Origin of the sequence: Enterococcus timonensis, assembly GCF_900104595.1 — a bacterium.
GTDB classification, from domain to species: Bacteria; Bacillota; Bacilli; order Lactobacillales; family Enterococcaceae; genus Enterococcus_J; species Enterococcus_J timonensis.
This window is the reverse complement of record NZ_FNVY01000002.1, coordinates 139,788-160,862: the sequence shown is the minus strand read 5'-3', so window position 1 is coordinate 160,862 and position 21,075 is coordinate 139,788. Positions and strand designations below refer to the sequence as shown.

Sequence of the window (21,075 nt, the reverse complement as noted above, 5' to 3'; positions counted from 1 at the left end):
TTATCCTCCTAAGTATGCTTTTTTGACAATTTCTGAAGATAATAAATCACTAGCAGCCCCTTCTAAAACGACTCGGCCAGTTTCTAAAACATAGGCGCGGTCAGCAATTTCTAAAGCGCGCTTAGCATTTTGTTCGACTAATAAAATGGTCGTCCCCTGTTTGCGAATGGCTTCAATAATGCGGAAAATTTCTGTAATAAAAAGCGGCGCTAACCCCATGGAAGGTTCGTCTAATAGTAATAAGCGGGGTTTGCTCATTAATGCCCGCCCCATAGCTAGCATTTGTTGTTCACCACCAGATAATGTAGCGGCGTCTTGGTTGATTCGTTCTTTTAAAATTGGAAACCGGGCAAAAATTTCTGTTAGTTCCTGGGCGCTATTTTTTTGCAAAAAACCACCTAACGCTAAATTTTCTTTGACGGTTAATCCCGGGAACACATGACGACCTTCTGGCACTTGGATCAGTCCGTTTTTGACAATTTGGACAGAAGACATTTTACTAAGGTCGCTTCCTTCGTAAGTGATTTTCCCGTTGGCTACTGGTAATAAGCCGGACAAACTTTTTAAAATTGAAGACTTTCCAGCACCATTTGCCCCAATTAAAGTGACGATTTCTCCTTGCTTGACATGAAAACTCACACCTTTAACTGCTTCAATCGCCCCATAATTCAAAGATAAATTTTCAACTTCTAGCATCACACATCCCCTCCTAAGTAGGCGGCAATTACCCGCGGATCATTTTGCACTTCATAAGGGGTGCCATTTTTAATTACGCGGCCATATTCCAAAACACAAACTCTCTGGCAAACGTTCATTACTAGTTTCATATCATGTTCAATTAACACAATCGCGATTTGATATTGATCATGAATTTTTAAAATTAAATCCATCAGCTCTTTTGTTTCACTAGGATTCATTCCGGCCGCCGGTTCATCCAAAAATAAAATTTTAGGCGCGGAGGCCAGCGCTCGAGCAATTTCTAAACGGCGTTGCAAGCCATAAGCTAAACTATTAGCTGGTAAATTCGCGTAGTCTGCTAACTGGAAAAATTCCAGTAGTTGCGCCACTTTTTCTTGTCGTATTTTTTGTTGTTGAGAAAAAAGTGGTAGTCGGAAAATTTCTGATAGTAAGTCGGCATTTTGCTGGTGCAAGGCGACTTCGATATTTTCAGCGACGGTTAATTGATTAAAAAGACGAATATTTTGAAAGGTCCGACCCACGCCAAGATTAGCGATTTGATTGGGTTTAGATTTGGTAATATTTTGCCCATCAAAGACAATAAAACCTTCCGTTGGCGCATAGACGCCGGTGAGTAAATTAAATAAAGTCGTTTTCCCAGCGCCATTAGGTCCAATCAAACCTAAAATTTCTCGCCGCTGAATTTTTAAAGAAACATTAGCTACTGCTTGCAGGCCACCAAAATTTTTCGTTAATTTTTCCACTTCTAATAAACTCATGACCGCACCTTCTTTTTCAGCAATTGGCCTAAAGAAAATTCTTTCTTTCCTAGAAGGCCATTAGGTTTAAAGAGCATCATAATAATTAAAGCTAGCGCATAAATAATCATCCGCAACTGACCAAAGTCTTGTAAAAACATATTTAAAATCCCCAAAACAATCGCCGCTACGATACTTCCAGTAATGCTGCCAATTCCGCCAAAGACGACAATAATTAAAATATCAATGCTCTTGTTAAAGGTGAAATCTTTTGGCGTGATCGTCTGTAAGTAACTGGCATATAACCCACCTGCTAGCGCTGCTGTTATGGCGCCAATCACAAAGGCGGTTAATTTATAGCGGGTCGTATTAATTCCTACCGATTCAGCGGCAATTTCATCTTGGGCAATGGCTTGGACTGTCAGACCAGTCCCTGAATGGATGAAATTGACAATAATTAAGGTACTAGCAATCACCGCCCCATACACCATCGGCCACGTCACTAAATTAGGAATTTGAAAAATGCCGGCTGCCCCATTAGTGACCGTTGGCAAATTAATAATAATGATGCGAATGATTTCTGAAACACCCAAAGTCGCAATCGCTAAATAATCACCTTTCAAACGTAAGGTCGGCCCGCCAACAAGAAAAGCAACCGCCCCAGATAACGTCATCCCAATAATTAGACCAGAAATTAAACCCGTCATATTTTGGTGTTGTTGCAAAAAAAGCGCCGTTCCATACGCACCAATCGCCATAAATCCCGCATGACCCAATGAAAATTGACCAGAAAAACCAATAATCAAATTAAGTCCCACCGCCAAAATAATATTAATCCCAATAAAAACGAAGGTATTTTCAAAAAAAAGATTAAAGAGACCTACCGCTTGTAACATATATAATAGAAGATAACCGCAAAGAAAAAGACCACACCAGTAAAGATTAACGCGGAGATTTTTTTTCATTAGACTTTCTCCTTTCGATTTTTTCCTAATAAACCAGCCGGCTTAACTAACAAAATAACAATCAAAATCAAATAAACCACCGCATCTTTAAACGGCGATAAACTAGTAGCTACTACGCCAGTTTCCAGTAAACCAATTGTCACCCCACCAAGGGCGGCTCCAGGGATAATGCCGATTCCACCAAAAACGGCCGCGACAAAGGCTTTAATCCCCGGCATTGCTCCCATCATGGGATCTACCGAATTATAATATAAACCAATTAACACCCCGGCGGCTCCGGCTAAAGCTGAACCCAAAGCAAAGGTGAAAGAAATGGTCCGATTGACATTAATGCCCATTAATTGTGCGGCTTTTTCATCAACCGAAACAGCTCGCATCGCCCGTCCCATCTTTGTATATTTGACAATCACTTGTAAAGCAATCATTAAGAAAATGGCGGTCAACAAAATCGTCAACTGGATACTCGTCAACTGAACGCCGGCAAAAGCCCATTCTTTTTTCGGTAACACTTCTTGTGGAAATGGTCGCGTGGCGCTGGTGAAAAAATAAATCATAACATTTTGCAATAAATAAGAAATCCCAATGGCAGTAATCAAAACCGTAATTCGTGGAGAATGCCGCAATGGACGATACGCGAGAAATTCGATTAGCATTCCTAATAGAGCACAAAAAATCATTGCCCCAATTAAAGCAATAAAAAAATTCGCTTGCCATTCTTCAATCAAATAAAGCCCGAAAAATGCGCCAATCATGTAGACCTCACCGTGGGCGAAGTTGATTAATTTTATAATGCCGTAAACCATCGTATAGCCTAATGCCAATAAAGCATAAATACTTCCTAAAAATAAACCGTTAAGTACTTGCTGAAGAAACATTTCCAAATCTCTCACCCCTTCTCATCTGGCGAAACTATTTCTGCTGAAGTTTCCACGCCTTCAGTCAGTCCTAAAACGACTACATCTTTTTGCGGATTATGCTGATCATTGACTGACATTTTCCCAGTAACGCCAGAAAAATTTTGCAAATTAGCTAAAGCTTTTTTAATATCTAGCGAGTTAGCCACGCCAGCTTCTTCAATTGCCGCTTTAATCATGTAAAGGGCGTCGTAACTTAAAGCTTGAAAAGCAGAAGGATCGCTACCAAAATTCTGGCGCCATTCAGCCAGAAAGTCAGCCGCTTTTTTAGTAGCTGGAGCTGAAGTTGAAAAATGATTTGAGTAAAAAACATTAGAAACATTTTTTGCCCCAGCAATAGCGATCATCTCTGGATCAGAAAAACCATCTCCGCCTAAAATCGGTTGGGTAATTCCCATCTCCCGCGCCTGTTTAATAATCAATCCGGCCTCCGTGTAATAGCTAGGTACATATAAAGCATCAAAATCTTGACCATTAATTTTTGTTAAAAGGGCTTGGAAATCTTTATCGCCTGCGCTAAAATTTTCTTCCGCCACAATCTCGCCAACAAAATTTTCTTTAAAGGCTTTACTCAATCCCACCGCATAATCGCTAGAATTATCTCCTAAAATAACGACTTTTTGCGCCTGAAGATTTTCAGCGGCAAATTTTGCTAAAATCGTCCCTTGCAAACTATCTTGGAAACAAGAACGAAAAACAAATTCTTGGACTTGTCCATCGCTAAAGGTCAAAGCATCATCGGTAGCCGATGGGGTAATCATCGGTACGCCAGATTTTTTTAAATTAGGAATCGCCGCTTTTGCCCCGCTTGATGTTGCCGGTCCAATAATTGCCACCACTCCAGATCTTGCCAGATTAGCCGTTACGGTAAAAGCCTCAGTAGTTTCTGATTTATTGTCTTTTAAAATCAGCTCCACTTTTTTTCCTAAAATTCCACCGTTCCGATTTATTTCAGCTGCTGCAAATTCTGCGCCTTCTTTTTCTTGATTTCCATAAGCGGCCGCCGCACCAGAAAGTTCGAGATTCAAACCAATTTTTATTGTGTCACCACTGGCTGTATTCCCTTGCGCTTTTTGCGTGTTTTTCGCGGTACATCCACTGAACAATAAAAGAAAAACACTTAGTAAAAATAATTTTTTTAATTTCATCAGCTACCTCCAATTAAAAACTTGTTCTTACTATAGCTAATCTTCACACAAAAGTCAATGAATATTCTGATAATTCTGATTAAAAATCTAAACAGCGAACTTCTTGCTGCATAATAAAAAAACTCAAGACAAAAAAATATTTTCGTCTTGAGTTTCCTAAAAAATATATTTTCTTTTACGAGTCCCAGTTTATTCATTGAAAAACAAAAGCTATTCAAATTGTAAATGATACAGTTCTTGATAAAGACCAGACTCTTGAATTAATTTTTCATGGGTCCCCCTTTGAATGATGTGGCCTTTTTCTAAAACTAAAATTTGATCTGCTTCTCGCACGGTGGATAGGCGATGGGCGATGACTAAAGAAGTCCGGTCGGCTAAAGCAGTCTGAAAAGCCTCCTGAATAAAATGTTCGCTCTCTGAATCTAAGTGGGCTGTCGCCTCGTCTAAAATCACAATCTCAGGAGATTTCAAAAGTAATCGCGCAATAGCTAAACGTTGCCGTTCACCGCCAGATAAACGGTAGCCGCGATCGCCAATAACCGTATCGATTCCGTCAGGCAAAGAGGAAATTAATTCCCAAATATAAGCTTCTTTCAAAGCTTCTTCAATTTCGGCCGTAGTTGCATCGGGTTTGGCATAGCGCAGATTATTTCCAATCGTATCGTGGAACATATGCGCATCTTGACTGACGACTCCGATAGTTTGACGCACCGAATCCAATGTAGCATTTTTTAATGGAAAGTCACCGATTCGAATTTCACCTTTTTGCGGGTCATACATTCGAGTGACTAACTGCGACAAAGTAGATTTTCCCGCACCACTAGGACCAACTAAAGCTGTCATCTGTCCTGGCTGAATGGTAAAGGAGACATCTTTTAAAATCGGATCTTCCGATTCTCGCTCAGCTCCTGGCATCAATTCTAAAGAAGCCAGCGAAACTTCCTTCACTGTAGGGTAACGAAACTGGACATGGTCAAAAATAACACTGGCACCATTCTTTTTTACATAATCGTTTAATGGTTTCGCATCGGGTAATTCTTTTACGCTAGGTTCTAAATCTAAAATTTCAAAGACCCGTTCAAAACTAACCATCGCAGTCAAAACATCGACTTGGACATTGGACAGTGACGTGATCGGTCCGTACAACCGATTTAGATAAGAAGCCAAGGCAACAACGATACCAACTGTTAAGCTCCCTCTAACCGCTAAGACACCGCCTAATCCATAAACAACAGCAACAGCTAACGCACTGACCGTCCCAATGGTGACACGCATCAGTGAACCGGTCAGCGTTTGTTTAATGCTTAAGTCCCGAACTTTACGAATTTGTTCCGAATATTGCTGAGCATCGGCTTCCGGTGTACCGTATGTCTTTGCCAATTGCGCTCCGGCAACATTGAAGCGCTCATTAGACAATTGATTGGATTCTGCTTTTAGGTCATAAGATTCGCGCATGAGCTTTGCTAATTTTGGTCCTACAATTCGTGCCGGGATAATAAAAGCTGGAACGAGTAACAGTGCCACCAGAGTCAGTTGCCATGACATAGAAAACATCGCAATTAAGACAAATGTAACGGATAAAGTATTGCTAAAAACACTAGATAAGGTTTGCGTGAATACTGCTTGGGCACCAGTTACGTCACCATTAATCCGCTGAACCAATGCGCCAGTTTTTGTACGGGAAAAAAATGACAATGACATTTTTTGAATGTGTTCAAATAGTTCACTTTGTAAATCAAAAATAACTCCCTCGCCGATTTTAGAAGACAACCAGCGTTCTCCTAAAGTCAAAAAGGCACTGGCAACGGCTAATCCACCTGCTAATAAAGAAAATTTAACGATGTAAGGAATATCCCCATTCGTAATTCCGGTATCGATAATAGTTTTTAAAATCAAAGGAGTCAATGCGCCGATGCCGGCATTCATCATAATTAAAAAAAGAAAAAGAACTAAAAGCTTTTTGTAAGGAGCAGCATACGTTAATACTCGTTTGGCTGTTCCCTTTTTTAATTTCGTTCCTTTAATGGAGCTGTCTTTTGCAAAGGAACGCATTCCAAAACCACCTTGTGCCATGTAAATTCCTCCCTTCATTTTCAGTATATCATCGTTACAAATAGAAAGCTTTTGAAAGAGGTTTCTCAAATATGAACAACCATTTCGGATCAAAATTTAAACACAAAAAAAGCCGCTGACAATTGTCAGCAGCTTTTTAATCGGTTATAGAATTATTTGCTCACTTCAGCAACGATACCAGAACCAACAGTCCGTCCGCCTTCACGGATTGAGAATGTAGTTCCTTTTTCGATAGCAACTGGGTGGATTAATTCAATAGTCATTCCAACGTTATCGCCAGGCATAACCATTTCAACGCCTTCTGGTAATTCTACAACACCAGTAACGTCTGTTGTACGGAAGTAGAATTGAGGACGGTAGTTAGTGAAGAATGGAGTATGACGTCCACCTTCTTCTTTGGTTAATACATAAACTTCAGCTTGGAATTTAGTATGAGGTGTAATTGTACCTGGTTTAGCTAATACTTGGCCACGTTCGATATCTTCGCGAGCAACCCCACGTAGTAAAGTACCGATGTTATCGCCAGCTTCAGCGTAATCCAACAATTTACGGAACATTTCAACACCAGTAACGATTGTTTTAGAAGTAGCTTCTGCAAGACCAACAACTTCAACTTCATCACCAACGCGCACTTGGCCACGTTCAACACGACCAGTTGCAACTGTTCCACGACCAGTGATAGAAAATACATCTTCGACTGGCATCATGAATGGTTTGTCAATTTCCCGAACTGGAGTTGGAATGTAAGTATCTACAGCTTCCATCAATTCAAGAATTTTTTCTTCGTAAGCAGGATCGCCTTCCAAAGCTTTCAAAGCAGAACCTGCGATGAAAGGAATGTCGTCGCCAGGGAAATCGTATTCAGTTAATAATTCACGAACTTCCATTTCAACTAATTCTAATAATTCTTCGTCATCAACCATATCAACTTTGTTTAAGAAAACAACGATGTAAGGTACACCAACTTGGCGAGACAACAAGATGTGTTCGCGTGTTTGAGGCATTGGGCCATCAGCAGCGGAAACAACTAAGATTGCGCCGTCCATTTGGGCAGCACCAGTGATCATATTTTTAACATAGTCCGCGTGTCCTGGGCAGTCCACGTGAGCATAGTGACGAGTTGCTGTTTCATATTCAACGTGAGAAGTGTTGATTGTGATTCCACGTTCGCGTTCTTCAGGAGCGCCATCGATAGAAGCATAGTCACGAGCTTCAGCTCCACCTTGTTTAGCTAAAACAGTAGTGATTGCTGCTGTTAAAGTTGTTTTACCGTGGTCAACGTGTCCGATTGTACCAACGTTAACGTGTGGTTTCGAACGGTCAAATTTTGCTTTTGCCATTTGAGAAAATTCCTCCTAAAAAGTTTTAATTTTTTTATCTGACGGGAAAACTCCCAATCATCCTTAGTTAAGCGCGGAAAATTCCGCGAAAAAAACCGCAACACCGCTCAAAGGAATATACATTCTATTGGGTGGTGCTGTGGGTGACATTAAGCCTAGTTAGCGTTGCCGCCATTTTTCTTAATGATTTCTTCTTGTACAGATTTTGGTACATCTTCATAATGGTCAAAGGACATGGTGAACACACCGCGACCTTGTGTTGCAGAACGAAGTGTTGTAGCATAACCAAACATTTCTGCTAATGGAATCATTGAACGAACAACTTGTGAATTACCACGAGCTTCAAGTCCTTCAACGCGTCCACGACGAGCAGTAACGTGGCCCATGATATCTCCAAGATATTCATCAGGGATAACAATTTCTACACCCATAATAGGTTCCAAAATTACTGGATTTGCTTTTTTAGCAGCAGCCCGTAATGCCATAGAAGCGGCCACACGGAAAGCTGTTTCAGATGAATCGACATCATGATAAGATCCGTCATAAAGACGAGCTTTAATATCAACAAGTGGGTAACCTGCTAATACACCATTTTCCATTGAAGCTTTCAAACCAGCTTCAACAGCTGGGATATATTCACGAGGAACAACCCCACCGACGATACCATTTTCAAATTCAAAACCGGCACCTTCTTCGTTTGGTGTAAATTCAATCCAAACGTGTCCGTATTGTCCTTTACCACCAGATTGGCGGACGAATTTACCTTCAGCTTGTGTGGATCCACGGAAAGTTTCACGATAAGAAACTTGTGGTGCACCAACGTTAGCTTCAACTTTAAATTCACGACGCATCCGGTCAACAATAATATCTAAGTGAAGTTCGCCCATCCCAGCAATGATTGTTTCGCCCGTTTCCGAGTTCGTTTCAGCGCGGAAGGTTGGATCTTCTTCAGATAATTTTTGTAAAGCCACACCCATTTTATCTTGGTCTGCTTTTGATTTAGGTTCAATAGCCACTTGGATAACTGGTTCAGGAAATTCCATAGATTCAAGAACTACAGGATTTTTTTCATCAGCTAATGTATCTCCAGTTGTGGTATCTTTCAAACCAACAGCAGCCGCAATATCACCGGCGTAAACTTCAGGAATTTCAGAACGAGAGTTAGCGTGCATTTGCAAGATCCGTCCTACACGTTCGCGTTTGCCTTTAGTAGCATTCAAGACGTATGAACCAGATTGCAAGACACCTGAGTAAACCCGGAAGAAAGTTAGACGACCAACGAAAGGATCGGTCATAACTTTAAAGGCCAAAGCAGAGAATGGTTCAGAATCGTCAGCATGACGGTCTAATTCTTCATCTGTTTTTGGATTTGTTCCTTTAATCGCAGGAATATCAGTTGGTGCTGGTAAGTAATCAATAACAGCGTCCAATAATAATTGAACCCCTTTGTTTTTGAAAGCTGAACCAGCTAAAACAGGATAAAATTCAACTGCTAAAGTTGCACGACGAATGCCGGCTTTTAATTCTTCTTGGGAAATTTCTTCCCCTTCCAAATATTTCATGGTGAGTTCTTCATCAGTTTCAGCAACAGCTTCAACTAATTTGTCACGCCATTCTTTAGCAAGTTCAACATAATCTTCAGGAATTTCGGTTTCTTCGATTTCAGTTCCTAAGTCATTTTTGTACATTTCAGCTTTCATGGTCACAAGATCGATAATTCCAGTGAAATCATCTTCTGCGCCAATTGGCAATTGAATTGGATGAGCATTTGCTTGCAGACGATCATGCAAAGTCCGAACGGAGTACAAGAAGTCAGCACCGATTTTGTCCATTTTATTGGCAAAAACGATCCGAGGTACACCATAAGTTGTTGCTTGGCGCCATACAGTTTCCGTTTGTGGTTCAACACCGGATTGGGCATCTAACACAGTAACGGCACCATCTAAAACCCGCAAAGAACGTTCAACTTCAACAGTGAAGTCTACGTGTCCTGGGGTGTCGATGATATTTACACGGTAACCTTTCCATTGGGCGGTGGTAGCAGCAGAAGTGATTGTAATACCACGTTCTTGCTCTTGTTCCATCCAGTCCATTTGGGAAGCTCCTTCATGGGTTTCACCAATTTTGTGGATTTTACCAGTGTAATATAAAACACGTTCAGTTGTAGTAGTTTTACCGGCATCGATATGAGCCATGATTCCGATATTACGAGTTTTTTCTAGCGAAAATTCTCTAGGCATGGTAGGCGTTACTCCTCTCTTTATTAAAGTTATTGTTGCATTGACAAAAGAGAAAGGATCTTACCAACGATAATGAGCAAAAGCGCGGTTGGCTTCAGCCATTTTATGAGTGTCTTCACGTTTTTTAACAGAAGCACCTGTATTGTTAGCGGCATCCATAATTTCTTTGGCAAGGCGTTCTTCCATAGTATGTTCCCCACGCAAACGAGCGTAGTTTACTAACCAACGAAGAGCCAATGTTGTCCGACGTTCAGGGCGAACTTCAACGGGTACTTGATAGTTAGAACCCCCAACACGGCGAGCTTTTACTTCAAGGACGGGCATAATATTTTTCATAGCTTGTTCAAAAACTTCCAAAGGATCATTGCCAGAAGTTTCTTTGATTGTTGCAAAAGCATCATAAATAATGCTAGAAGCAACTCCCCGTTTACCATCAACCATTACCCGGTTGATCAAACGAGTGACTAATTTTGAGTTATACATTGGATCGGGCAAAACATCGCGTTTTGTCACTGGACCTTTTCGAGGCATCCGTAACTCCTCCTTTACAAAAATTTATTTCGGTAGTTGTTTATGTTACTTATTTCTTAGGACGTTTGGTACCGTATTTAGAGCGAGATTGTTTCCGATCGTTAACGCCGGCTGTATCTAACGCACCACGAACAATATGGTAACGAACCCCTGGCAAGTCTTTAACCCGACCGCCACGAATTAAGACAACACTGTGTTCTTGAAGATTATGGCCAATACCTGGGATATAAGCTGTAACTTCAATTAAGTTAGACAAACGTACACGAGCATATTTCCGCAAAGCTGAGTTAGGTTTCTTCGGTGTCATAGTTCCGACACGAGTAGCCACCCCACGTTTTTGAGGAGCATTCAAGTCTGTTTGTGCTTTTTTAAAGCTGTTGTATCCTTTGTTCAAGGCAGGTGAACCAGATTTGGTTACCTTTGATTTACGAGGTTTACGTACTAATTGATTAATTGTAGGCATTCCTTGTTTCCTCCTTCCTAAAATTACTGCTAGTTCCACACATCCAGGTGGTTCTTTTTTTATCAAAAAAGAAAAAAACTTTTTCTTGTGACTAATAATAATATCAATTCACACAAAAAGACCTGTCAGTAAAGCACCTTTTGTAGATTATCATGGATTGACTCCACTTGTCAAATCTTTTTAGGATTTTTTTTGATAAAATTTTAGGTGTTTCCCTTGAAGAGGAGGGATTTTAGTTAGTAGAGATGACGCTTGTGAGGATTCATTGGGAAATGGCGGAAAATATCCGACAAAAAATATACCTGAATAATTCATACATTCTATTCGAATGCTCACAAATCGCTTAACAATAATCAAAACACTCATTTTTCATTTTCACCCATTAGGTGATGAAAAAAGAACTCCGTTCTGTTATGGTAAAGGTGCTTAAACCAACCAAAAGAAAGGAGTTCTTCTAATGACTAGTTTACATGACAATCAAATGAAATTCAATTCAACGATGATAATTTCACACACAGGTGGCTGCTTATCCAGTGATTCAGGGTTAGTTCTAATGAAGGAGTTAATGGATACTCTTCAATTTTCAAAACTAGCAAAGCATTTCCTTCACATAGAGGACAAGCGCAATTATTATACACATGATAACGTGGAAATATTGGAACAACTTATCTTGCAATTGATTAGTGGTTATTCGGCTGATTCTTCAGCGAATATTTTAAGACAAGACCCTGTATTTCAAGCCATTTTAGGTAAGAAGCAACTAGCCTCTCAATCTTCACTTTCTCGTTTTTTTGATCGTTTTATGGAGAAAAATATTCATCAATTGCAAGCGTTAAATCAAGCATTGGTAGATCAAGTACGTTTGATTCGCAATAACACCGAATTAGTGATTGACATTGATTCCACTCACTCCGATACATTTGGACGTCAAGAACAAACAAATTACAATGCACATTATCAAACCTATGGATATCATCCGCTAGTTGCCTTTGATGGACTAACTGGTGACTTTTTAAAAGCAGAACTACGTCCAGGAAATCAATACACCTCGAAAGGAATAAAAGCGTTCATTGAACCATTGCTATCTCATTATATTGAAGCATTACCTACTACAGATATACTCGTACGTGGTGATAGTGGGTTTGCAACACCAGAGGTGTATGAACCTTGCGAGAATACCAACAGTCACTACGTCATTCGATTGAAAAATAATAACAAGTTAAGCCAGTTGGCAGAACAATTTGTTCAATACGATGACAATCAAAAATGGGATGAACAAGAGGTATATTATTTTTCTTCCTTTTACCAAGCACAATCTTGGTCAAAACCTCGTCGTGTCTGCATACGATCGGTTCGCGAGAGTGGTGAACTTCTCTTTCATCACGCATTTATTGTGACCAATTTATCCGAAAATGTCTCACCTAAAGTTGTCTTCTCTCTTTATGAAAAACGCGGAACGATGGAAAATTTTATCAAAGAAGCCAAAACGGGTTTCTTTTTTGACAAGACAGATAGTCCACGTTTTGTAGAAAATCATACGAGAATGATGATAAGCGTTCTTGCTTACAACCTTGTTAATTTTTTAAAAACGATTGCATTCAAAAAAATAGACCAAGGAATGACTATCCAGACGATTCGTTTACATTTTCTTAAAATTGCTGGAAAACTTGTTCAAACAGCCAGAAAAATATACCTTAAATTATCAAGCTATCATGTGCAACAAAACGAATTCTATGCAATTTTCAGGCGCCTAAGGCGGTGCCAATAAATCCTTCCTAACCTTAGAAAAAAAGGATGAAAAATCAAAGGGGTGGAGTCTGCCAAAAAACTGAATTGACTTTCACTTTAATAGCAATAGCCAAGAAAAGTAGAACAAAAAATTAAATTTTGTTAGAAATAGAGAGAACGTTTAAAGAAACGTCCGTTTTTTTTAAATAACTATTCAAAAAAATTAAGGCTATGAATTATTCAGGAATATAATTACTTGTTGATTTTTTTAATATTTTTTACCTTCGTTATCTATCTTTTTGCAAGGATTTTCGCTATAATGCCTAGAGTTATGCGAAATTTTTCTAAAAGGAGCGATAGATTTTTGGCAAATTTAAAACAGATGGTGGGCATTAAAGCCGCCGAATATGTAAATGATGGCATGATTGTAGGTCTTGGCACAGGATCGACCGCGTGGTATTTAGTAGAAGAAATCGGCCGGCGCGTCGCTGAAGAAGGCTTGAAAATTACCGGCGTGACAACTTCTAAAGAAACTGCCGCTCACGCAGAGCAATTAAATATTCCTTTGAAAAGTATCGATGAAGTGCCTTTTGTAGATGTGACCATTGACGGCGCTGATGAAATCTCCGCTGATTTTCAAGGGATTAAAGGTGGCGGTGCGGCCTTACTTTTTGAAAAAATTGTGGCGACTTATTCTAAAAAAGTCATTTGGATTGTGGACTCCTCCAAAATGGTGGAACATTTAGGGAAATTCCCCTTACCTGTTGAGGTGATTCCTTACGGCTCGGTGCAACTGAAAAATCATTTGGAAACATTAGACTTGGCGCCCGTCTTGCGGGTCGATGACCAAGGAGAAATTGTAAAAACCGATTCAAATAATTATATTTTAGATTTGCATGTTGAAAAAATTATGGACCCAGAAAAATTAGCCGCCACTTTAAGTCCTTTAGCAGGTGTGGTGGAGCACGGTTTATTTTTAAACAAGGTCAACACCGTGATCGTCGGTTACCCAGAAGGCCCGAAAGTCATGGAAGTACGATAACAAAGGTTGTCGAAGGCACGTTTATCAACAAATATCATTGTAACTTGGAGGAATTGAAATGTTTTCACCGGAAGAAATTATGGAAATCAGTATTAATAGTGGTGTTAAAAAAGTGAAAAAGCCTTTGCTGACAAAAGTTTTGTTAGGTTTTGTAGGTGGCGCGATGATTGGTTTGGGATATATGGCTTATTTGCGAGTGATTGCCAGTGTCGCTGAACAATTAGGAAGTTTGGCAAGTTTGATTGGCGCGGCGATTTTTCCGATTGGATTAATTGTTATTTTATTAGGTGGTGGCGAGTTGATCACCGGCAATATGATGGCCGTGTCCATCGCTTGGTTTGATAAAAAAGTAAAAACTAGTGAACTTTTGAAAAATTGGCTCGTGATTACTCTAGCGAATTTGGTTGGCGGATTTTTTGTCGCTTATGTTTTTGGACATTTGACTGGGTTAACGACTAGCGGAGTTTATTTGGAAGAATTAAATAGTATTGTTCAAACGAAAATCGATGCCACGATGTTGCAAAAATTTTTATCAGGTATTGGTTGTAACTGGTTTGTTGGTTTATCTTTGTGGCTTTGTTATGGGGCTAAGGATGCCGCTGGGAAAATTTTGGCGATTTGGTTTCCTGTGATGACTTTTGTTGCCATTGGTTTTCAACATAGTGTGGCTAATGCCTTTATGATTCCAGCTGCTATTTTTGAAGGACTAGTTACTTGGGGTGATTTCTGGGCCAACTTCTTACCTGTTTATGCTGGAAATATTCTTGGTGGAGCTGGGTTGGTGTCGGCGATTTATTATTTCAGCTATCACCACAAACACTAAAAGGAGACACTATGAACGTTGGATACGCACGGCACAATATGGCACAAACACTCGAGCAACAATTTTTAGCCTTGGAAACATTTGGCGTGGAAAAAATAATTACTGCCAACAATGAGAAGATGCAATTAAATGCGCTCCTAGCTGAAATGAATCCTGACGACTGCTTAGTGGTGAGTCACCTTTCTTCACTTGGTCATTCGACCCGACAATTAGCGAGTTTTACCGAGCAGCTGCAGCATCAACGGCTTCATTTTATTTCCTTGGCTGAAGCAATTGATACTCGCAACGTTCACGGCGAAATTTATTTGCAAATGATGCAAGCTTTATCGCTAATGGAATGTGATTTAATTAAGGAGCGGACCATTCACGGCTTGGACGAAGCGCGCAAACGAGGTAAAGTTGGCGGCCGGCCAAAGATTGATCCCAAAATCGTCAAAAAAATTCGTCAGCTACATTTTGAAAAAAAAGAAACGATTCAATTTATCGCCAATAAATGCCATGTTTCAGTTGGCACGTGTTACAAATATATTAATTTAAGCGATGAGGCTGTGGCGCAATTGTTAGGGTAGGCCAACAGGTCGCCGGTAAATTTCTAAAATTTTTGAAAATTTTCCTAAGCCTTGAATAAAACAGGTAATTCAGTGTAAAATAAAGAGTAAATAAATTTTTTCAAAGGAGCGTACACGATGTTAAAATTAGTTTTTGTCCGTCACGGCTTAAGTGAATGGAATGCATTGAATCAATTTACCGGTTGGGTAGATGTTGATTTGTCCGAAACTGGGGTCAAAGAAGCAAAAGAAGCTGGCCAAAAAATTAAAGCCGCTGGATTTGAATTTGACGTAGCTTACACGTCTGTTTTAAAACGCGCCATCAAAACATGTAACTATATTTTAGAAGAATCTGATCAATTATGGGTACCACAAATTAAATCTTGGCGCTTAAACGAACGCCACTATGGTGCGTTGCAAGGTTTGAACAAACAAGAAACTGCTGATCAATATGGCGCTGACCAAGTACAATTATGGCGTCGTTCATACGACACATTGCCTCCATTATTGGAAGCATCTGATCCAAAATCAGCAGCTAAAGATCGTCGTTACGCACATTTAGACCAACGCACGATTCCTGGCGGTGAAAACCTTAAAGTAACTTTGGAACGGGCTTTACCATTTTGGGAAGACCAAATTGCCCCAGCCTTACTTGATGGCCAAACTGTTTTAGTAGCCGCACACGGCAACTCACTACGGGCTTTAGCAAAACATATCGAAAACATTTCTGATGACGATATCATGGCATTAGAAATTCCAACTGGTCAACCTTTAGTTTACGAACTAAACGACGACCTTTCCATGAGCAAAAAATATTACCTTTAAAAATTAGGATGTCGAAACGCCGATTTGCGCTGTAGAAATTTAGGAAAATGGTGTAAGTCAGCTTGCTGACTGAAGGCATTTTGTCTAATTTCCTAAGCGCAGGCGTTGAGACACCGTTCATTAGGATGTCGAAGGAACGAATAATGCCGTAGAAAATTAGGAAAACTGTGGACGAATTGAAAATTCGCCGGAAGTTTTATCTATTTTCCTAGGCGTTGTTCCTGAGATACCGTTTAAAAGGTTATAAAAAAAGTGGTAGCTCTGTAGAAAAATAGCAAGGCGACAAATGAGTGCTTGCACTCAGAAGGCAACTTGTCTTTTTTCCTAAGAGCTGCTTTTTTTATACCGTCAATCAGGTTGTCAAAAAAGCGAGCAGATTTCTGCTCGCTTTTTCTTTGTATTTTTTTTACCACAAAAATAAATTTTTCTCTTCTAGACGCAATAAAGCTTCGATGTAAAAATAATCTCCGTAAACAATTGATACGTGGCTTTCTTCTGGGTTATGATAGGACTGACTGGAGTTTTGAACTAGTCCGTCACGTGTCGGATCTAGATCTAACCAATGTTCTGTCGTGGCTTTAATAATTTTTTCAGCCGCCGACTGGTATAAATTTTTCTCATCATCTAAGACGAGTTCTGTTAATTCCAACATGCCGCAAGCCGCGCAGCATCCTGCTGATGCATCGTATTTTGGCGTTTCATAAGGTGCTTTAAAATCCACCAACGTTAAATAATCCGTTTGGCTAACGTTGGCGATAAAATAATTGGCAATTTTTTTAGCTGCCTCTAAAAACCGAATTTCTTTTGTGTGATGATAACTCAAGGCAAACCCATAAAGGGCCCACGCTTGCCCGCGGCTCCAAGCAGAATGACTGTCGTATCCTTGGCCACCTAATAATTGAATAAATTCACCTGTTTCAGGATCGAACTCGCCGATGTGCCCTACTGAAACATCTGGACGGACGAAATATTTTAATAAAGTATCGGCGTGGGCTTGAGCGATTTGTTTGAAACGAGGATTTCCCGTTTCCTCACTTGCCCAATATAACAGCGGAATATTCATCATGGAATCGATAATCGACCAGCCGGGCTGATGGTTCCAAGCTTGAATAAATTCTCCTGCCAAATTAAAACGCCCCGCCAACAAATTAGCTGCTTTTAATCCGCGGATTTTTGATTGTTCCTTACCAGTCACTCGGTAATTGGCCACCGCCGTGTGCAGCCAGACAAAACCCATATCATGATCTAGTCCGGTAAATTTATCTAGCGCTTCGTCAAGTTGAATTTCATTTTTTTCGGCACTTTCTCTAAAAATTTCTTCACCAGTGGCATGATACATTTGCCACATCATGCCAGGGAAAAACCCATTAGTCCACCAAAAAATATTATTTTCCACTTTGTCGTCATATTTCCCGTTAGTAGCCACATAAGGCATTTTACCAAATTGGCGAATCGCCTCTTCTGCTAATTTATGGATGATTTCTTCTTGCATAATTTCCTCGCTAACTTGCTTTATTAATTTTTTTGTTCCAGCGTTACTGATTGATCGCCTGCAGTAATGGTTAATTTTTTGCCCCGCCAATCAATGGTTGGCACACTTGTAGCTTCACCAATCGTTGCTAAATGCGCAGAAATCAACACGTGCCGCCCCACTGGCAAATTGGTGGTAGCCGCCATGTATAGCGCATGAGGGAAAATTAAATTACTATTTGGTTCAGAAAAAATAGTTTGAATTTCTTCATAGCCAAAAATATTTGCCGCAGCCGTTGTTCCTACCTCACTAGTGAAACTTTTTTCATCCAGCAATTCGGAAATCTCGTAATCATTATCATGACCATTGAACGTCCGATTAGAAAATCCGCCATCAGCTACCTTCAGCGCCCGAGCAGTATTGATTTCATGAACCCGAACATGCCACGTGCCAAAGGGAACTACTGTCGTTGTAATTTCCACTCCTGGTAACGGCGACCAAGTTTGCTTAGTAAATTCTGGCGTCACTTCGTAAGTTGAAGGCAATTCTTTGGAAAAATAATATTCGGTCCCTGCTTCAGCTACTGCCAAACTATTATCAAATGCCCCTTGTTCTAACCCCCGCGGACCTTTGCCAACACTAAAGGAAAATCTTGAAGAATAAACCAGTTTGCCATATTTTTCAGCAGCATGAATTTGCGGTGAGTTTTGATTCACGGGAAATAGTTGGACATTTTCTCCTGCTTGATTGGTTATCAGCATATTAGCGGCCGGCAAAAAATATTTTTCTTGGCGTTTCGGACGCATCGCCGTCACTTTCCAAAACGGATGATCTTCCGGCACAGCTAAAATCAAAAAGCTCTTAAACGCCCAGTAAGGAGAACCCGGCGAATTGTATTGCTCCGCCATATAAAAATCTTCGTAGCCATAACCAATCGACAAAATGCCGTCATTTTTTTGAATCGGCAACGTCGACCAGTAAGAAAAATGTTGCAACAAGAGATATTTAATTTGCTCCAACGGCAACACTTCCACATCGCAAAATACACAAGCTGACCAAAAAGCACCTTGAGCAAAACGATACGTCAAACTCCGCCCGAACGCTACAGCTGAACCGTCATTATCAAACCAGTAAACAAAACTTTTCGCAAATTCTTTAGCCCGCGCAGTGAATAGTTGGGCATGTTTCGGATCTTCTTGTTTCATATAATGTGCATATAAAAGGCCGTAATAATGAAATGCCCACGGAATATAATAATCTTGTTGATGCTCTGAACCATCAAAATACCAACCGTCTTTTTGATATTGACTATCGATTTGCGCCAAATCTTTTTCCAACCAATCTTGGGAGTATGGTTGTTTTAATTTTTGGAAAGTCACATTGACTAAAATGCGGAAAAAGCGCCAGTTATTGCCATGAACACCGACTGAATTTACTTGATTCAACCAATTGTAGAGATTTTTTTGTTGATCTGGATTTAACGTATCCCAAAAAATCTTTTTTGTCTCAATTAAAGTAACCGAAAGAGCCGCCATTTCAACAATTAGCTGATCAAAATCATGAACCTCACCCCAATACGCAGGATTTTCCGGATCCGTCGAGGCAATAATCGCCTTTTTAAAATAATCAAAATCCTTCAAATCAAAGCTGCCGTTACCCGCCATGGGACCTGCCGCCCACAATAAACGCAAAAACCCTTCGATCTGCGCCTGATCATCTGAATAATGAGTGGCACTAGTCCCTAACTCCAACCGTCCATTTTTTTCTTGCCGATATTTTTTGGTAGGATCAAATAATTGATGAAAATAGCTCAGTAAATCTTCTTTTGTTTGGATAATCATTTTTGCAACTCCTAGAGGTTTATTTGAAACTCGACTTCATTTTACCACAAACTGTAAGCGTTGACTGAAAAACAAAGAAAAGCCGCCAGATTTTCTTCTGGCGGCTTTTTTTTAATCTAAAATTGTTTCCAATCCGACTTCCATCATATCGGAGAAAGTCGTTTGGCGTTCTTCAGCGGTGGTTTCTTCGCCGGTAATCATGTGATCAGAGACTGTCATGATTGCTAGAGTTTGTACGTCGTATTTGGCACCTAAATAATAAAGCGCAGCGGCTTCCATTTCGACACCTAACACGCCGTATTCAGCCAAGCGGAAAGTTTCTTTCAGATCATCTTTGTAAAAAGTATCTTCTGACAAAATATTTCCCACGTGGGTGGTGAAACCTTTTTCTTTAGCAAATTGATAAGATTTCAACAATAAATCAAAGTCAGCAATCGGTGGAAAATGGAATGTTGGTGCAAAATTTTTCTCCACCATAGATGAACTAGTCGCTGCTCCTTGAGCAATAATTAAATCCCGCACGTGAACATGTTTTGATAAGGCGCCACATGTTCCCACGCGCACTAATTTTTTCACGCCATAACTTTGAATTAACTCAGTGGCATAAATTGTTGCACTAGGCATGCCCATGCCTGTTCCTTGCACACTGACTTTTTGGCCTTTATAAGTACCCGTGTAGCCCAACATGCCGCGAACTTCGTTATAGCAAACAGCATCTTCTAAAAAAGTTTCGGCAATATATTTCGCCCGCAACGGATCTCCCGGCAGTAAAATTTTATCGGCGATTTCGCCTGGCTTAGCGCCAATATGGACACTCATTCAATTTCTCCTTTATTTCGTGACAAAAATTTGTCAGATTTTATAATTTTTCCAAAACAGCTTTCACAAATGTTTTAAAACTTTCTTTGACGCGTTCAGTAGTTTCCACTACTTCGGCATGATTCAAACTACTTTGCATGCCGGCAGCCAAATTAGTAATACAAGAAATCCCCAATACTTTCATGCCGGAATGAACCGCCACAATCACTTCAGGGACCGTAGACATTCCGACTGCATCCGCGCCAAGAATTCGCGCCATCCGCACTTCAGCTGGCGTTTCGTAAGTTGGACCAGAAAAGCCCATATAAACGCCATCTTTTAAATCTAAAGATATTTTCTCCGCCACAACGTGAGCAATATCGCGATATTCTTTCGTATAAGCATCACTCATATCAGGAAAACGTGGACCAAATGCTTCAATATTTTCACCAATTAAAGGATTCGTTCCGGTGAAATTAATTTGATCATCGATCAACATTAAATCTCCTGGCACAAAGTTTTCATTTACGCCGCCGCATGCATTCGTCACCACGATGGAATGGGCGCCTAAAGCTTTCATCACCCGCACTGGATATGTGACAACTTCCATGCTATTGCCTTCATAAAAATGAAAGCGACCTTGCAAAGCTAAAACTTTTTTGCCACTTAAAGTACCGTATACCAACATACCCGCGTGTCCTACAACTGTTGAAACGGGGAAATACGGAATTTCATGATAAGGAATTTTTACGGCATCTTGAATTTCATCTGCCAATTCTCCGAGACCTGATCCTAAAATCAAACCAAATTCGACTTCACCAATTCCTTGAGCCACTAAATATTGTTTTGTTGCTTGGATTTTTTCTAGTAACGACATAATATCCTCCGG

Annotated in this window: 19 protein-coding genes; 5 read left to right on the top strand and 14 right to left on the bottom strand. The window is 40.1% G+C overall.

The window, feature by feature from the left end; genetic code table 11:
* The 10 genes from BQ5341_RS01040 to rpsL all read right to left on the bottom strand — a co-directional run bounded on the left by BQ5341_RS01040 (position 1) and on the right by rpsL (position 11,110).
* A complete protein-coding gene (locus BQ5341_RS01040; protein ID WP_071130208.1) occupies positions 1-696 on the bottom strand; it encodes an ABC transporter ATP-binding protein in 696 nt (231 codons plus the stop codon).
* Positions 696-1,457, bottom strand: coding sequence for an ABC transporter ATP-binding protein (locus tag BQ5341_RS01035; RefSeq protein ID WP_071130207.1), 762 nt, complete (start codon positions 1,455-1,457; stop codon positions 696-698). Before BQ5341_RS01035 ends, BQ5341_RS01040 begins: the two co-directional genes overlap by 1 nt.
* Positions 1,454-2,401: a branched-chain amino acid ABC transporter permease gene (locus BQ5341_RS01030; RefSeq protein ID WP_071130206.1), complete on the bottom strand. Its 948-nt coding sequence runs from the start codon at positions 2,399-2,401 to the stop codon at positions 1,454-1,456. Before BQ5341_RS01030 ends, BQ5341_RS01035 begins: the two co-directional genes overlap by 4 nt.
* Positions 2,401-3,282: a branched-chain amino acid ABC transporter permease gene (locus tag BQ5341_RS01025; protein WP_106396150.1), complete on the bottom strand. Its 882-nt coding sequence runs from the start codon at positions 3,280-3,282 to the stop codon at positions 2,401-2,403. The genes BQ5341_RS01030 and BQ5341_RS01025 overlap by 1 nt, the downstream gene beginning before the upstream one ends.
* A 5-nt stretch (positions 3,283-3,287) precedes the next feature.
* Positions 3,288-4,463: an ABC transporter substrate-binding protein gene (locus BQ5341_RS01020; protein WP_071130205.1), complete on the bottom strand. Its 1,176-nt coding sequence runs from the start codon at positions 4,461-4,463 to the stop codon at positions 3,288-3,290.
* Between the two features lie 210 nt (positions 4,464-4,673).
* Positions 4,674-6,536 carry an ABC transporter ATP-binding protein gene (locus BQ5341_RS01015; RefSeq protein WP_071130204.1) on the bottom strand — a complete coding sequence of 621 codons (1,863 nt, stop codon included), beginning with the start codon at positions 6,534-6,536 and terminating at the stop codon, positions 4,674-4,676.
* Positions 6,537-6,688: 152 nt separating this feature from the next.
* Positions 6,689-7,876 carry an elongation factor Tu gene (gene tuf / locus BQ5341_RS01010; protein WP_071130203.1) on the bottom strand — a complete coding sequence of 396 codons (1,188 nt, stop codon included), beginning with the start codon at positions 7,874-7,876 and terminating at the stop codon, positions 6,689-6,691.
* A gap of 155 nt (positions 7,877-8,031) precedes the next feature.
* Positions 8,032-10,116 (bottom strand): elongation factor G, encoded by a 2,085-nt coding sequence (fusA, locus tag BQ5341_RS01005; RefSeq protein ID WP_071130202.1) that lies wholly within the window; start codon positions 10,114-10,116, stop codon positions 8,032-8,034.
* 60 nt (positions 10,117-10,176) lie between these two features.
* Positions 10,177-10,647, bottom strand: coding sequence for a 30S ribosomal protein S7 (gene rpsG, locus BQ5341_RS01000; protein ID WP_071130201.1), 471 nt, complete (start codon positions 10,645-10,647; stop codon positions 10,177-10,179).
* Between the two features lie 49 nt (positions 10,648-10,696).
* Positions 10,697-11,110, bottom strand: coding sequence for a 30S ribosomal protein S12 (rpsL, locus tag BQ5341_RS00995; RefSeq protein WP_071130200.1), 414 nt, complete (start codon positions 11,108-11,110; stop codon positions 10,697-10,699).
* Positions 11,111-11,567: 457 nt separating this feature from the next.
* On the opposite strand from rpsL, the gene BQ5341_RS00990 reads away from it, so the two are divergent.
* From BQ5341_RS00990 to gpmA, 5 genes are all read left to right on the top strand, one after another.
* Positions 11,568-12,878, top strand: a complete 1,311-nt coding sequence (locus tag BQ5341_RS00990) for an IS1380 family transposase (protein WP_071130199.1) — start codon at positions 11,568-11,570, stop codon at positions 12,876-12,878.
* A 342-nt stretch (positions 12,879-13,220) separates the two neighbouring features.
* Positions 13,221-13,880 carry a ribose-5-phosphate isomerase RpiA gene (gene rpiA / locus BQ5341_RS00985; protein ID WP_235836354.1) on the top strand — a complete coding sequence of 220 codons (660 nt, stop codon included), beginning with the start codon at positions 13,221-13,223 and terminating at the stop codon, positions 13,878-13,880.
* 58 nt (positions 13,881-13,938) lie between these two features.
* Positions 13,939-14,703: a formate/nitrite transporter family protein gene (locus BQ5341_RS00980; protein ID WP_071130198.1), complete on the top strand. Its 765-nt coding sequence runs from the start codon at positions 13,939-13,941 to the stop codon at positions 14,701-14,703.
* Positions 14,704-14,714: 11 nt separating this feature from the next.
* On the top strand, positions 14,715-15,272 hold the full coding sequence (locus tag BQ5341_RS00975) for a recombinase family protein (protein ID WP_071130197.1): 558 nt from the start codon (positions 14,715-14,717) through the stop codon (positions 15,270-15,272).
* A 117-nt stretch (positions 15,273-15,389) separates the two neighbouring features.
* On the top strand, positions 15,390-16,076 hold the full coding sequence (gpmA, locus tag BQ5341_RS00970) for a 2,3-diphosphoglycerate-dependent phosphoglycerate mutase (RefSeq protein ID WP_071130196.1): 687 nt from the start codon (positions 15,390-15,392) through the stop codon (positions 16,074-16,076).
* Positions 16,077-16,482: 406 nt separating this feature from the next.
* Here gpmA and BQ5341_RS00965 read toward each other — a convergent pair whose 3' ends face one another.
* The 4 genes from BQ5341_RS00965 to BQ5341_RS00950 all read right to left on the bottom strand — a co-directional run bounded on the left by BQ5341_RS00965 (position 16,483) and on the right by BQ5341_RS00950 (position 21,063).
* Positions 16,483-17,568 carry a glycoside hydrolase family 88 protein gene (locus tag BQ5341_RS00965; RefSeq protein WP_071130195.1) on the bottom strand — a complete coding sequence of 362 codons (1,086 nt, stop codon included), beginning with the start codon at positions 17,566-17,568 and terminating at the stop codon, positions 16,483-16,485.
* Between the two features lie 23 nt (positions 17,569-17,591).
* Positions 17,592-19,388, bottom strand: coding sequence for a DUF2264 domain-containing protein (locus BQ5341_RS00960; protein WP_071130194.1), 1,797 nt, complete (start codon positions 19,386-19,388; stop codon positions 17,592-17,594).
* 111 nt (positions 19,389-19,499) lie between these two features.
* Positions 19,500-20,207, bottom strand: coding sequence for a purine-nucleoside phosphorylase (gene deoD / locus BQ5341_RS00955; protein ID WP_071130193.1), 708 nt, complete (start codon positions 20,205-20,207; stop codon positions 19,500-19,502).
* A 40-nt stretch (positions 20,208-20,247) separates the two neighbouring features.
* A complete protein-coding gene (locus BQ5341_RS00950; RefSeq protein ID WP_071130192.1) occupies positions 20,248-21,063 on the bottom strand; it encodes a purine-nucleoside phosphorylase in 816 nt (271 codons plus the stop codon).
* Between the last annotated feature and the right edge of the window lie 12 nt (positions 21,064-21,075).